The organism is Streptomyces sp. NPDC058620, from assembly GCF_042717135.1.
GTDB lineage: Bacteria > Actinomycetota > Actinomycetes > Streptomycetales > Streptomycetaceae > Streptomyces.
The window spans coordinates 35,265-49,393 of the sequence record NZ_JBHXQO010000027.1 but is presented as its reverse complement, the minus strand read 5'-3'; the positions used below and the strand labels follow the sequence as shown (position 1 = coordinate 49,393).

The 14,129-nt window shown below is 72.9% G+C and carries 9 protein-coding genes and 1 riboswitch; of the genes, 6 read left to right on the top strand and 3 right to left on the bottom strand.

Annotated elements, in window-relative coordinates; genetic code table 11:
• Positions 1-2: 2 nt before the first annotated feature.
• Entirely contained in the window at positions 3-908 is a 906-nt protein-coding gene (locus ACFWSK_RS23230) for a phosphorothioated DNA-binding restriction endonuclease (protein ID WP_383789353.1), read from the top strand.
• Between the two features lie 259 nt (positions 909-1,167).
• Positions 1,168-2,859, top strand: a complete 1,692-nt coding sequence (locus ACFWSK_RS23225) for a lysyl oxidase family protein (protein ID WP_383789350.1) — start codon at positions 1,168-1,170, stop codon at positions 2,857-2,859.
• A gap of 118 nt (positions 2,860-2,977) precedes the next feature.
• Here ACFWSK_RS23225 and ACFWSK_RS23220 read toward each other — a convergent pair whose 3' ends face one another.
• Positions 2,978-4,057, bottom strand: coding sequence for a hypothetical protein (locus ACFWSK_RS23220; protein WP_383789347.1), 1,080 nt, complete (start codon positions 4,055-4,057; stop codon positions 2,978-2,980).
• 87 nt (positions 4,058-4,144) lie between these two features.
• Positions 4,145-7,750, bottom strand: coding sequence for a cobaltochelatase subunit CobN (gene cobN, locus ACFWSK_RS23215; protein ID WP_383789344.1), 3,606 nt, complete (start codon positions 7,748-7,750; stop codon positions 4,145-4,147).
• A 91-nt stretch (positions 7,751-7,841) separates the two neighbouring features.
• Positions 7,842-7,919: riboswitch (cobalamin riboswitch) on the bottom strand.
• A 605-nt stretch (positions 7,920-8,524) separates the two neighbouring features.
• Between cobN and cobG the strand changes: the two genes are divergently transcribed.
• Genes cobG through ACFWSK_RS23200 form a run of 3 tightly spaced genes read left to right on the top strand, consistent with a single transcriptional unit; the run spans position 8,525 to position 12,143 of the window.
• A complete protein-coding gene (cobG, locus tag ACFWSK_RS23210; protein ID WP_383789341.1) occupies positions 8,525-9,892 on the top strand; it encodes a precorrin-3B synthase in 1,368 nt (455 codons plus the stop codon).
• Positions 9,893-9,936: 44 nt separating this feature from the next.
• On the top strand, positions 9,937-10,563 hold the full coding sequence (locus tag ACFWSK_RS23205) for a precorrin-8X methylmutase (RefSeq protein ID WP_383789338.1): 627 nt from the start codon (positions 9,937-9,939) through the stop codon (positions 10,561-10,563).
• Between the two features lie 20 nt (positions 10,564-10,583).
• Positions 10,584-12,143: a precorrin-2 C(20)-methyltransferase gene (locus ACFWSK_RS23200; protein ID WP_383789454.1), complete on the top strand. Its 1,560-nt coding sequence runs from the start codon at positions 10,584-10,586 to the stop codon at positions 12,141-12,143.
• Between the two features lie 15 nt (positions 12,144-12,158).
• Here ACFWSK_RS23200 and ACFWSK_RS23195 read toward each other — a convergent pair whose 3' ends face one another.
• Positions 12,159-12,911 carry a cobalt-precorrin-6A reductase gene (locus ACFWSK_RS23195; protein ID WP_383789451.1) on the bottom strand — a complete coding sequence of 251 codons (753 nt, stop codon included), beginning with the start codon at positions 12,909-12,911 and terminating at the stop codon, positions 12,159-12,161.
• A gap of 20 nt (positions 12,912-12,931) precedes the next feature.
• Here ACFWSK_RS23195 and ACFWSK_RS23190 point away from each other — a divergent pair, with 20 nt between their 5' ends.
• Positions 12,932-14,050, top strand: a complete 1,119-nt coding sequence (locus tag ACFWSK_RS23190) for a cobalt-precorrin-5B (C(1))-methyltransferase (RefSeq protein ID WP_383789336.1) — start codon at positions 12,932-12,934, stop codon at positions 14,048-14,050.
• The last annotated feature ends 79 nt before the right edge of the window (positions 14,051-14,129 follow it).

Here is a 14,129-nt window from a genome sequence, read left to right as displayed (position 1 = left end):
CCATGGACTGGGTCGAGCGCACCGCGCAGTTGAGACAGTGGACGAGGAACGGGACGCGGGCTCCGCACAAGCCGTTGCTTTTCCTGTACGCGCTCGGCCGGTTCCAGCAGGACGCCGATGACGAGCTGCGGTACAGCGCCGTGGAGGAGGACCTACGGGGACTCCTCGCCGAATACGGTCCCGGTAACCGGACCACGCCCGCCTATCCCTTCCATCACCTGGTGAGTGACGGCGTGTGGGAGGTGCGCACCGCGCACGGGCCGGGCAGCCCCGGAACCGGGGTCAGGGAACTGCGCGCCACCGGCGCCGCTGGGCGGCTGACGCCGGAGCTACGGGCGGCGCTGCGGCGGGAGCCGTCCCTTCTCGGCCGGATGACACGGGTGCTGCTCGATCTGAACTTCCCGCCCTCCCTCCACAACGAGCTGTGCGAAGCCATCGGCCTGGAGCTGGAGGAGGCCGGGACCGGACTGCTCTCGGCCGCGCGCAGGCGTCGGGACCGGCGGATGCGGGAGATGGTCCTGACCGCGTACGAGTACCAGTGCGCCTTCTGCGGGTACGACGGCAGGATCGGCGCGGTGCCGGTCGGGCTCGAGGCCGCCCATGTGCGCTGGTGGGCATTCGACGGACCGGACGACATCGAGAACGGGCTGTGCCTGTGCTCGCTGCACCACAAGCTGTTCGACAAAGGCGTACTCGGTCTCGGCGAGGGCCAGGGCGAGGGCCACCGCGTCCTGGTCTCCCAGAGCTTCGTCGGCCACAGCACCGCCGCCCGCGATGGCGTCATCACACTCGCCGGCCGTCCGCTCATCGGCCCCCAGCCAGGCGTCCGCCCCATCGCCGCCGCCCACCGTTCCTGGCACACCAGCCAGGTCTTCCACGGCAGCCCACGTCCCGCCCCGGCCGCCTGACCACCGACCCGGCGGGCATCCCGCGCTATGGCGCCCGCCTCCCCGCCCGAGCGCGGTACTACACCCACGGCCCCCGCGCCCCCGGAACCGTCCTCATACGGCTCGATTCGATGCTCCTACAGCACTTTTCGGCCAACCATGGGTGACTCCTGGGTTCGCAGACAACCTCTGATGCCGTTCACCGGCTCTTCACAGCCGGGGAAAGAGTTCCGCTCCCAGCAGGCTGCGGAACCCGCGTATGAAACGGAGTACGGGGAAAATGACCACATCCCGCCCAACCCGTCTGTGGCGCTCTACGATGGCCGCCGCCGCGGCGATCACGGTGACCGCCGGAGTCGTGGCCGCCGCGCCCGACAGCAAGGCGTCGACCACGCCGAAGCTCAACCTGATCGCGGCCTCCACCTCGGTGACCCTCGACTCGTGGAAGGACGACCCGGGTGTCTACCTCGACCTCGGTACGTACCTCACCGCCGAGAACGGGCCCTTCGAACTCAAGGTGACGCGTAAGTCCTACAAGGACCCGGTCGTCGCCACCCAGATCATCCGCGAAGGAAAGAAGACGCGGACCAAGACCCTTCCCCGCGGTGTGGTGAAGGACTTCGCGGGGCTGCCCGACTTCGCGCGGATCATCCTCACCGACGCCGCGGGCAAGGTCGTGGCGAACCGGACGGAAGCCTTCTGCCCGAACAACGCCTCCGGGCGGGTACGGCCCGACGCGCCGTCCACGTCGAAGTATCCGGAGAGCTGCCCGGTCAACCCGTTCACCCTGGGTTCGGTGTGGGGGATCGAGAACGGCTGGGCCTCCAACACGTACGCGGGCTACTACGGTGCCCCGGTCGACCTCAAGCCCGGCAAGTACACCGCCAAGGTGTCCGTGACCAAGAAGTACCGGGACCTGTTCGGCATCGCCGACAAGCCCCGGTCGATCAAGGTCACGGTCCGCGAGCGCAGCTGGGAGGACGAGCCCGGCGGGGCGGAGGCGCGGGGCAAGGCGTCCGCGACGGCCGGCCACGCCGGTCACGGCGGCCCGGTGCGCTCGCCGGCCCCCGCGTCCGCGACGAGCGGCGCCGGTCCCTCGTACAACGTGGGTCACGGCCCCCTCACCCCCGCACCGCCCGCCCTCCCCTGGGCGCTCAAGAAGAGCGCGCTGCGGGCGTCCAACACGGGTGACGCTCCCGGCCAGACGGACGGTTCGAGGAAGGCGCCGGCCGTCGCGCCCAACGCCGCACGGCCGAAGGGCAAGGCGTCCGTGCCGGACGTGCCCAAGCCCGACCTCCGTTCGCTGCCGGCCTACGGCATCACGATCAGCGACGGCCAGGAGAACGTGAAGGGCAAGGACTACCTCGCCTTCAGCGCCAACGTGTGGAACGCGGGCCCCGCCCAGCTCGTCGTGGACGGTTTCCGCTCCCCGGGCAAGAAGCTGATGGACGCCTACCAGTACTTCTACGACGCCAAGGGCAAGCAGGTCGGCTACACGCCGACCGGCACCATGGAGTGGGACCCCCGCCCCGGTCACGAGCACTGGCACTTCACCGACTTCGCCAGCTACCGGCTGCTGAAGGCCGACAAGAAGGAGACGGTGCGCAGCGGCAAGGAGGCGTTCTGCCTGGCCAACACCGACGCCGTCGACTACACGGTGAAGAACGCCAACTGGCACCCGGGCAACACCGACCTGTCCACCGCGTGCGGCCAGGAGAACTCCATCTCCGTGCGCGAGGTGCTCGACGTGGGCTCCGGCGACACGTACACGCAGGACCTTCCGGGTCAGTCCTTCGACATCACCGGTCTGGCGAACGGCACCTACTACATCCAGGTGCTCGCCAACCCGGAGAAGCGGCTCAAGGAGACCAACCTCAAGAACAACAGCGCCCTGCGCAAGGTGGTCCTGGGCGGCACGCCGGGAGCGCGCACGGTGACCGTGCCCGCGCATGACCTGGTGAACGCCAACTGACGTCTCTCCAGCCTGCGTACGACAGCCGGCACGGTGCGCGGCCCCCGGGACCTGACGGTTCCGGGGGCCGTTCCCGTGATCGGCCCCGGACCTCAGTTCACGTGATCGGACCCGGTCTTCAGGTGCCGTGCCGCTCGGTGATCCGGCCCTGCGCGTCGGCCTCCAGGGACGCCTCGCCGCCCTCGCCGGTCACCGACACCCGGATGGTCAGGTCCCGGCCACCCGACGCCGGCTCGACGTCGATGCGCCAGGTCCCGGGGGAGCCCACGCCCAGTCCGGTCCGGGCCTCGCGCACGAGGCCGGGGAAGAGTTCGTACGGGAGGGCGCGCAGGTCGATGGCCCTCGCCGCGTCCTGCGAGCCGCCGGTTGTGCCGCTCACCGCCATGCGGTGTTCCTGGATGGTGAGTTCGGCGACCGTCGGCGTACCCACGCGGCCGGTCAGTGACTCGGCGGTCTCCCGCATCCGGCCCGCCACCAGCAGCGACGAGGACGGCCCCGAGACCGTCGTCGACGACGAGAAGGTGCGCTCGGAGGAGGAGGAGGAGGAGTCGGCCCGCCTCGCCGCGGCCTCGTCGCCGAACAGCTCCCCCCGCAGCAGCACCACCACGACCGCCGCTCCGAGAAGCAGCCCCAGGATGCCGGCGAAACAGCTCGACCCCTTCCTGGCCGGAGCGCTCACGCGGGTGGCCTCGGGCGCGGAGTCCGCCTTCTCCCTTGCCGCCCGCGCCGTCCACGACGGCGTGGGCCGGGTGACGATCTCGACCTCCCACGGCTCGTCGGGGCGGTACTCGACGACCGTCATGGACTTCGGCCGGTAGTCGGGGAGGTCGGCCAGGTTGATGGCCTGGGAGATGGTGACCCGGTACGCCGGACGGTCGTCGGGGACGACCGTGAGATCGAATCTGACGGGGACGTCCGCAGACTCCCCGCCGGTGGCGCGCAGGTCCTCGATCAGCGCCGGCGCGGTCCGCGTGGCCGGGACGGGCTTCCTGGCCCTGATCCGGCTTTCCAGGATCAGCAGCGCCACCACGGTGAGCACCTGGACCCCGGCACCCAGCAGGAAGACGGGCACGCGCTCGATGACCACCCCGCAGACCATGCACGTCAGCGCGGCGCCGGTCATCGCCCCGGCCAGGAATCCGCGGATCAGGGCTATCGGCCCCGTGGTCTCTTCCAGCCCGGCATCCGAGGTCCCCATGACCGCGATTGTGCCGTGCCGGAAGAGTCACCACGCGTGCTTCGGCCCAACTCCGTTGCCCCTGCGCCGCCGTGGCGGCGGCCGGGCTCAGTCCTCGCCCTCCAGGTCGCCTTCCGTCTCCAGGAAGACCTTGCGCAGGGCGTCGAGCACCGCGGGATCGGGCTTGGCCCACATGCCGCGCGACTCGGCCTCCAGGAGGCGTTCCGCGATGCCGTGCAGCGCCCAGGGGTTGGCCTGCTGGAGGAACTCGCGGTTCGTCGGGTCCAGGACGTACGTCTCGGTGAGCTTGTCGTACATCCAGTCGGCGACCACGCCCGTCGTCGCGTCGTACCCGAAGAGGTAGTCGACCGTCGCCGCCAGCTCGAAGGCCCCCTTGTAGCCGTGGCGGCGCATCGCCTCGATCCACTTGGGGTTGACCACCCGGGCGCGGAAGACGCGCGACGTCTCCTCGACCAGCGTCCGCGTCCGGACGGTCTCGGGGCGGGTCGAGTCCCCGATGTACGCCTCCGGGGCGGTGCCCTTCAGCGCACGGACCGTGGCGACCATGCCGCCGTGGTACTGGAAGTAGTCGTCCGAGTCCGCGATGTCGTGCTCACGGGTGTCGGTGTTCTTCGCGGCGACCTCGATGCGCTTGTACGCGGTCTCCATCTCGTCCCGCGCCGGGCGGCCGTCCAGCTCTCGGCCGTAGGCGTATCCGCCCCACACCGTGTAGACCTCGGCGAGGTCGGCGTCCGTGCGCCAGTCGCGCGAGTCGATGAGCTGGAGCAGACCGGCGCCGTACGTACCGGGGCGGGAGCCGAAGATACGCGTCGTGGCGCGGCGCTCGTCGCCGTGCTCGGCCAGGTCGGCCTGGGTGTGGGCGCGTACGTAGTTCTGCTCGGCGGGCTCGTCGAGCGAGGCGGCCAGCCGCACCGCGTCGTCCAGCAGGCCGATGGTGTGGGGGAACGCGTCGCGGAAGAAACCGGAGATGCGCAGCGTGACGTCGATGCGCGGCCGGCCGAGCTCCTCGTACGGGATCGCTTCGAGCCCGGTCACCCGGCGCGAGGCGTCGTCCCACACCGGGCGTACGCCGAGCAGCGCGAACGCCTCGGCGATGTCGTCGCCCGCCGTACGCATCGCGCTCGTACCCCACAGCGACAGGCCGACCGAGGTGGGCCAGTCGCCGTTGTCGGTGCGGTAGCGCTCCAGCAGCGAGTCGGCGAGTGCCTGTCCGGTCTCCCAGGCGAGCTTGGAGGGGACGGCCTTCGGGTCGACGGAGTAGAAGTTGCGGCCGGTCGGAAGGACGTTGACCAGGCCGCGCAGCGGCGACCCGGACGGACCGGCGGGCACGAAACCGCCGTTCAACGCGTGCACGGTGTGCGTGAGTTCGTCGGTCGTCGCGGCGAGGCGCGGCACGACTTCGCGGGCGGCGAAGTCGAGGATGTCGGCGACCGCCCGCGGCCGTCCCGCGGCAGCGGCCGCCACGGCCGACGGGTCCCAGTCCGCGTCCTCCATCGCCTGGACGAGGGCGCGGGCCTGCTCCTCGATCTCGTCGGCCGCGGTGCGGGTGGCCGCCGACTCGTCGAGGCCGAGGGCCTCGCGCAGCCCGGGCAGCGACGACGTACCGCCCCAGATCTGGCGGGCGCGCAGAATCGCCAGGACGAGGTTGACGCGCTCCTTGCCGGTCGGGGCGCCGCCAAGGACGTGCAGACCGTCGCGGATCTGGACGTCCTTGATCTCGCAGAGCCAGCCGTCGAGATGCATGATGAACTCGTCGAAGCCCTCGTCCTCGGGCCGGTCTTCGAGCCCCAGGTCGTGGTCGAGCTTCGCCGCCTGGATGAGTGTCCAGATCTGGGCGCGGATCGCCGGGAGCTTCGCCGGGTCCATCGCCGCGATCTGGGCGTGCTCGTCGAGGAGTTGCTCCAGCCGGGCGATGTCACCGTAGCTGTCGGCGCGGGCCATCGGCGGCACGAGGTGGTCGACCAGGGTGGCGTGGACCCGGCGCTTGGCCTGGGTGCCCTCGCCGGGGTCGTTGACCAGGAACGGATAGACGAGCGGCAGATCACCGAGGGCCGCGTCGGGACCACAGGCGGCGGAGAGGCCGGCGTTCTTGCCGGGCAGCCACTCCAGGTTGCCGTGCTTGCCGAGGTGGATCATCGCGTCGGCGCCGAAGCCGTTGTCGTCGGCGGACGCGGCGATCCAGCGGTACGCGGCCAGGTAGTGGTGCGAGGGCGGCAGATCGGGATCGTGGTAGATCGCGATCGGGTTCTCGCCGAAGCCGCGGGGCGGCTGGATCAGGATGAGCAGATTGCCGCGGCGCAGGGCCGCGAGGACGATGTCGCCCTCGGGGTTGCTGGACCGGTCCACGAACATCTCGCCGGGCGCGGGACCCCAGTGCCGCTCGACTGCCTCGCGGAGTCCGGCCGGGAGCGTGGCGAACCAGCGGCGGTAGTCGGCCGCGGGGATGCGGACCGGGTTGCGGGCCAGCTGCTCGTCGGTGAGCCACTCCTGGTCGTGGCCTCCGGCCTCGATGAGGGCGTAGATCAGCTCGTCGCCGTCGCCGGAGACCAGGCCGGGGATCTCCTCCTCGGGGCCGAAGTCGTACCCCTCGGCCCGGAGCCTGCGCAGCAGGGCGACGGCACTGGCGGGGGTGTCGAGGCCGACCGCGTTGCCGATACGGGAGTGCTTGGTCGGGTACGCGGAGAGGACGAGCGCGATCCGCTTCTCGGCGGCCGGGATGTGGCGGAGCCGCGCGTGCCGTACGGCGATTCCGGCGACCCTGGCCGCGCGTTCGGAGTCGGCGACGTACGCGGGCAGTCCGTCCTCGTCGATCTCCTTGAACGAGAACGGCACCGTGATCAGCCGGCCGTCGAACTCGGGGACCGCGATCTGGCTCGCCGCGTCCAGCGGGGACACGCCCTCGTCGTTGTCCTCCCAGTCGCTGCGCGAACCGGTCAGACAGAGCGCCTGCAGGATGGGTACGTCGAGGCCGGTCAGCGCGCCCGCGTCCCACGACTCGTCGTCGCCGCCCGCGGACGCCTCGGCGGGCCGCGTGCCGCCGGCCGCGAGGACCGTGGTCACGATGGCGTCGGCGGCGCGGAGTTCGTCGATGAGTTCGGGCTCGGGGGTACGGAGCGAGGCCACGTACAGCGGCAGGGGGCGGGCCCCCGCGTCCTCCACGGCCGAGCAGAGATCGTCGATGAACGCGGTGTTCCCGCTCATGTGGTGGGCGCGGTAGTAGAGCACCGCGATGGTGGGTGCCGCCTCGCCGACCTGGCGGGCGGTCCGCTCCAGCGGGCCCCAGGCCGGGGCCGGGGCGGGCGGGTCGAAGCCGTGGCCGGTGAGCAGGACGGTGTCGGACAGGAACCGGCCCAGCTGCGCCAGGTTGGCGGGGCCACCGTGCGCGAGGTAGGCGTGCGCCTCGGCGGCGATCCCTATGGGGACGGTGGAGGCGGCCATCAACTGGGCGTCGGGGGCCTGTTCACCGGTCAGTACGACGACGGGGCGGCCGGTGGCCAGCAGCTGGTCGAGGCCGTCCTGCCAGGCGCGTACGCCGCCGAGCAGACGGACGACGACGAGGTCCACGCCGTCGAGGAGTTCCGGGAGGTTTTCGAGCGGGAGCCGGGAAGGGTTGGCGTAGCGGTAGCTGACCGGGCCTTCCGATGCGCGGGCGCTCAGCAGGTCGGTGTCGGACGTCGACAGAAGCAGAATCATGCTGCGTCAGGCCTTCCTCGGGGTGTCCACGCCCCGGGCGGTGTCGGAATGGGGTTCCCCTGCCCGGGCGGGTCCGAGCGTGCGGGGAAGGGAGTTCCTGACTCGCCCGGCCGGGTCTCGGCCGGGCTCACAGTGGCGGGACCGCGCCGGAATCTCACCGGGCTTCCTCCCCTGTCGCCGTCTGGCGATGGCGGACCGAATGGACCGCCGTGTGCATCCTAAGCGGCGGTGGTGGGCGGGTGGGGGGCGCCCGGGATCTTGCCCTGGGTTGCCGGAGGGGCGAGTTGCGGGGGGTTTGTCCGGGCGCGGGTTGGTTCGGTGGGACCGGGCCTCGGGGCCGGGTCCCGTCCTCAAGGGCCGGGCGGGCCGCGGAGGCGTGGCTGCCGCCTGCGTCCGGGAGCCCGGGAACGCAGCACCGGTTCCGTCCTCAAGGGCCGGGCGGGCTGGAGGGAACGTGGTCCGGGTGGCTGAGGGGGGGGCCTGGTTCGTTCGTGGCCTTCGTCTGTGGCCTTCGTCTGTGGCCGGAAAGTTGGCCGGTCGCGGTTCAGGGCGGCCGGGCTCGGCGGCTGTGAGTCGCCGGATCGGCCGAGGAGACGTGCAGGGGTCCCCGCGGGAGCGGGCGTACGTGCTGGTCTCGTCGGCGTTCCGGGTGCCTCGCCCGCTCCGAGGAGACACCCCGCAGGACCCCGGCCCCGCCCACCGGACACCGCGGACCGTTCAGCGTGCGTTCCGGCCATCCCACTGGGCCCGGCCGACGCCGGTGTGATGGTCGGTATGCTCGCCGCCATGTCCGCATCCGCCCTTTCGCCCCGGTCCCAGGGCGCCGCCTGTGCCCGGAGCAGTGGTGATGCCTGCCCCGGCACCCTGCGGCTGCACCGGGCGGACGACGGCTCGCTCGCCCGGGTCCGGATACCCGGCGGGGTCCTGACCGTCACTCAGGCGGAGGCCCTGCACGAAGCCGCCCGGCGACTCGGTGACGGTGACGTCCACCTCACCTCGCGCGGCAACGCCCAGCTCCGCGGCCTCGCCCCGGACTGCGGGCCCGAACTGGCCCGCTTGCTCGGCGACGCCGGACTCCTGCCCTCCGAACGCCACGAACGCGTACGGAACATCGTCGCCTCCCCCCTCTCGGGCCTCGACGACCGCGAGCTGCCGGACATCCGCCCGTGGCTGACCGAGCTGGACCGGCTGCTGTGCCGGAGCGGGAGCGCGACCGCCCTCTCCGGCCGCTTCCTCTTCGCGCTCGACGACGGCCGCGGCGACGTGGACGCCCTCGGCGCCGACGTGACCCTGATCGCGGACCCCACGACCGGCAGCACCGCCCTCCTGCGGATCGGCGACAGCGACACCGTCCTGCGCCTGCCGGCCACCGACGACAGCACCGCGGCCCCCCGCGCCGCCCTCCTGGCCGCCGAAACCTTCCTGGACGCCGCCCGGCCCTCCGGCGCCTGGCGCGTGAAGGACCTGCCCGACGACATCCGGGCCGTCCTGCCGGCCCGCATCGCAGGGCGGCTCACCGGGACCACCGCGGCAGAGGCCCCCCGCCCGACCCGGGCGACCCCGCCACGCCCCGGCCCCGCACCCGCACCCGCCGGTCATCGCAGCACGTCCAGCACCGTCGTCGCGCTCTCCGCAGACATACCGCTGGGCCGTCTCGGCCCCGCCCAGTGGCAGTTGCTCGTCGAGACCGCCCGCCGGTGCGCCGGCGAACTCCGCCTCACCCCGTGGCGCGGCGTCGTCGTACCCGGCGCACCCGCGGACCGGGCCCCCGGACTGCTGGCCGCCCTCGACGCGGCCGGACTGATCACCGGCCCCGCTTCCCCGTGGGCGGGCGTGGGCGCCTGCATCGGACGGCCCGGCTGCGCCAAGTCGCTGGCCGACGTACGGGCCGACGCGGCGACCGCCGTGGGACCGCCGGGTCACCTGCCCGTCTACTGGTCCGGCTGCGAACGCCGGTGCGGCCACCCGCACGGGGAGAGGGTCGACGTGGTCGCCACCCCCGACGGCGGTCACCGGATCACCGTCGTCCGGGACGACGGACCGCGTGACCCGGTGACCGTTCCGCCCGGCACGGGCTCGCTCGCCACCGCGGTGGCGGCGGCGCGCGGCGATCACCGGACCGCCGGCGGCAGCACCTCATGACGAACCGTCACCACCCTCACCCCGACGGAGAAAGCGAAGGCACTGTGCATCAGTACGAGAAGGACGGACCGGCGATCTACCGCCAGTCCTTCGCCACCATCCGCGCGGAGGCGGATCTGGCAGGGCTGCCCGCCGATGTGAGCCAGGTCGCCGTCCGCATGATCCACGCCTGCGGCATGGTCGACCTCGTACGCGATCTCGCCTTCTCCCCGGACGCCGTGGCGCACGCCCGTACCGCGCTGCGGTCCGGCGCACCGATCCTCTGCGACGTGGCCATGGTCGCGAGCGGCGTCACCCGCAAGCGCCTGCCCGCGGACAACGAAGTGATCTGCACGCTCTCCGACCCGTCCGTGCCGGACCTCGCGGCCAGGATGGGCACCACCCGCAGCGCCGCCGCCCTCGAACTGTGGCGGGACCGCATGGAAGGCGCCGTCGTCGCCGTGGGCAACGCGCCCACCGCACTCTTCCGGCTGCTGGAGATGATCGAGGAGGGTGCCCCGCGCCCCGCCGCCGTCATAGGCATGCCGGTCGGCTTCATCGGAGCCGCCGAGTCCAAGGACGCCCTGGCCGCCCACCCGTCCGGTCTGGAACACATGATCGTGCGCGGCCGTCGCGGAGGCAGCGCGATCGCCGCGGCCGCCCTCAACGCGATCGCCAGCGAGGAGGAGTGACTGTGAGCACCCAGCAGAGCATGGAGAGCGGCGCGACCGCGGAGAACGCGGAGGGCACGCGGAGCTCACGGACCACCGGCCGGCTGTACGGCGTGGGCCTGGGGCCCGGCGACCCGTCGCTGATGACCGTGCGGGCCGTCCAGATCATCGCCGAAGCCGACGTCGTGGCGTACCACAGCGCCCGGCACGGCCGTTCCATCGCCCGTTCCATCGCGGCCGAGCACATCCGTGCCGACCACATCGAAGAGGCGCTGGTCTACCCCGTCACCACGGAGACCACCGATCACCCGGGCGGCTACCGGGGCGCGTTGGAGGAGTTCTACACCGAGGCGGCGGCCCGCCTCGCGGTGCACCTCGACGCCGGGCTCACCGTGGCCGTGCTCGCCGAGGGCGACCCGCTCTTCTACGGCTCTTACATGCACATGCACAAGCGGCTCGCGGACCGTTACGCCACCGAGGTCATCCCCGGTGTCACCTCGGTCAGCGCCGCCGCCGCCCGCCTCGGCACCCCGCTCGTCGAGGGCGAGGAAGTGCTGACGATCCTGCCGGGCACGCTGCCCGAGGAGGAGCTGACGGCACGTCTCGCGGCCACCGACTCAGCGGTGGTGATGAAGCTGGGCCGTACGTTCCCGGCCGTGCGCCGCGCCTTCGAGGCGTCCGGGCGGCTGCCCGAGGCGCGGTACGTCGAGCGGGCGACGATGGCCGGGGAGCGCACCGGCGACCTCGCGGACACGGACCCGGACTCGGTGCCGTACTTCGCGGTCGCGGTACTGCCGAGCCGTATCGACGCACCGCGCCCCGAGCGCGCGGCCGGCTCCGGCGAGGTCGTCGTCGTCGGCACGGGTCCCGCCGGACCGCTGTGGCTGACGCCCGAGACACGCGGGGCGCTGGCCGCCGCCGACGACGTGGTCGGTTACACGACGTACCTGGACCGGGTCCCGGTCCGGCCGGGCCAGGCGCGCCACGGCTCCGACAACAAGGTCGAGTCGGAGCGTGCCGAGTTCGCCCTCGACCTGGCCGGGCGCGGCCGGCGCGTGGCCGTGGTGTCGGGCGGCGACCCTGGGGTCTTCGCGATGGCGACCGCGGTGCTGGAGGTGGCGTCGCAGGACCTGTACAAGGACATTGCGGTGCGGGTGCTGCCGGGCGTGACCGCGGCCAACGCCGCCGCCGCCCGCGCGGGCGCCCCGCTCGGCCACGACTACGCCACCATCTCGCTGTCCGACCGTCTCAAGCCGTGGGAGGTCATCGCCGAGCGACTGCGCGCGGCGGCCACGGCCGACCTGGTGATGGCGCTGTACAACCCCGGCTCGCGCACCCGGACCTGGCAGGTCGGCAAGGCCCGCGACCTGCTGCTGGAACACCGCTCCCCGGACACGCCCGTGGTGCTGGGCCGGGACGTCGGCGGGCCGGCGGAGAGCGTCCGTACGGTGCGGCTGGCCGATCTCGACCCGGACGAGGTCGACATGCGCACGATCCTGATCGTCGGGTCCTCGCAGACCCAGTGGGTACGGCGGGGAGGCGGTCAGGAGATCGTCTGGACGCCACGGCGGTATCCGGAGGGCCAGGGCGCGTCCGCCTGATCCGAGCGGGAGGCCCTACTCGTACGCCACGGTCTCCCGCAGCCAGGCCACGGCCTGCTCGGGCGTACCGGCCACCGGGACCCCTTCGGGGACCGGTGGCCTGCCGACCACGATCACCGGGATTCCGGCCTCCCGGGCGGCGGTGAGCTTGGGGGCGGTCGCCGCGCCGCCGCTGTCCTTGGTGACGAGGACGTCGATGCGGTGGCGGCCGATCAGCTCCCGCTCCCCGTCGAGGGTGAACGGCCCCCGGTCGAGCAGGACCTCCATGCGCTGGGGATGCGGCGCATCGGGGGCGTCCACCGAGCGCATCAGGAACCACAGCTCGTCGAGCCCCGCGAACGCGGCCAGTCCCATCCGCCCCGTCGTGAGGAAGGCACGACGGCCGAGTTCCGGCAGGAGCCCGGCGGCGGCGGTCAGGGAGCCGGCCGGGTGCCAGCGGTCGCCCGCGACGGGCACCCACCCTGGGCGGCGCAGCGCCAACAGGGGAACATGGGCCGTGGCGGCGGCCTCCGCCGCGTTGAAACTGATCGTCCCTGCGAAAGGATGGGTGGCGTCGATGAGGGCATCCACCCGGTGCGCCCGCAGCCACTCGGCCAGCCCGGCGGCCCCGCCGAAGCCGCCGATCCGCACCTCGCCGGGCGGGAGTGCCGGACGGGCCACACGGCCCGCGAGCGAACTGGTCACCCGCGTGCCGGCGGGCAGGGTGTCCACCAGTGCCCCGGCGAGCCGCCGGGCTTCCGTCGTGCCGCCGAGCACGAGTACATGCAGACGCATCGGATGGTCCATCCATGAGCAGTGAGGCGAAGGGCGGGCGCAGCGCCCAACTCAAACACACCGGTCTGCGGCCCGGGTGGACGACCGGTGCCTGCGCGACCGCAGCGGCCACGGCCGCGTACACGGCGCTGCTGACCGGCGACTTCCCCGATCCGGTGACGATCACCCTGCCCCGGGGACAGACGCCGTCCTTCGCCCTGGCGGTGGAGGAGCTGTCCGCCGGCCACGCCATGGCCGGGGTGGTCAAGGACGCGGGCGACGACCCGGACGTCACGCACGGGTCGCTGGTACGGGCGACCGTGCGCCGCTCCGCACCGGGCTCCGGGGTGGTGTTCCGGGCCGGCCCCGGCGTGGGCACGGTCACCCTCCCCGGGCTGCCGCTCGACGTCGGGGAGCCGGCCGTCAACCCGGTGCCCCGGCAGATGATGCGCGAGCACATGGTGCGGGTGGCGGCGGAGCACGGCGGCTCCGGGGACGTGGAGATCACCGTCTCCGTCGACAACGGCGAGGAGATCGCCCGTTCCACGTGGAATCCGCGCCTCGGCATCCTGGGTGGCCTGTCGATCCTGGGGACGACGGGCGTCGTGGTGCCGTACTCCTGCTCGGCCTGGATCGACTCGATCCGCCGCGGGGTGGACGTGGCCCGGGCCGCCGGGCACACCCATGTGGCGGGATGCACGGGCTCGACCTCGGAGAAGACCGTGGTGGCCGAGTACGGGCTGCCGGAGATCGCCCTGCTGGACATGGGGGACTTCGCGGGTGCGGTGCTCAAGTACGTACGCAGGCACCCGGTGGACCGGCTGACCGTGTGCGGCGGCTTCGCGAAGCTGTCGAAGCTGGCGGCGGGCCATCTCGACCTGCACTCGGCCCGCTCCCAGGTCGACAAGCCGTTCCTCGCGGAGCTGGCCCGGACGGGGGGCGCGGACGATGCCCTGGCGGCGCGGATCGCCTCCGCGAACACGGGCCTGGCGGCGCTCCAGCTGTGCGCGGCGGCGGGCGTCCCCCTGGGCGACCTGGTCGCGGTGGCGGCGCGCGACCAGGCACTGTCCGTGCTGCGGGGGGCGCCGGTGGTGGTGGACGTCATCTGCATCGACCGCGCGGGCACGGTGGTGGGCCGCAGCGGAGTCCGGTGAGCGCGACCGGCCGCAGCACCCCCAGCCCATCCGGCGCTTGAGGACCGCGGGTCCGCGGGTCCGGGGGTCCGGGGGTCCG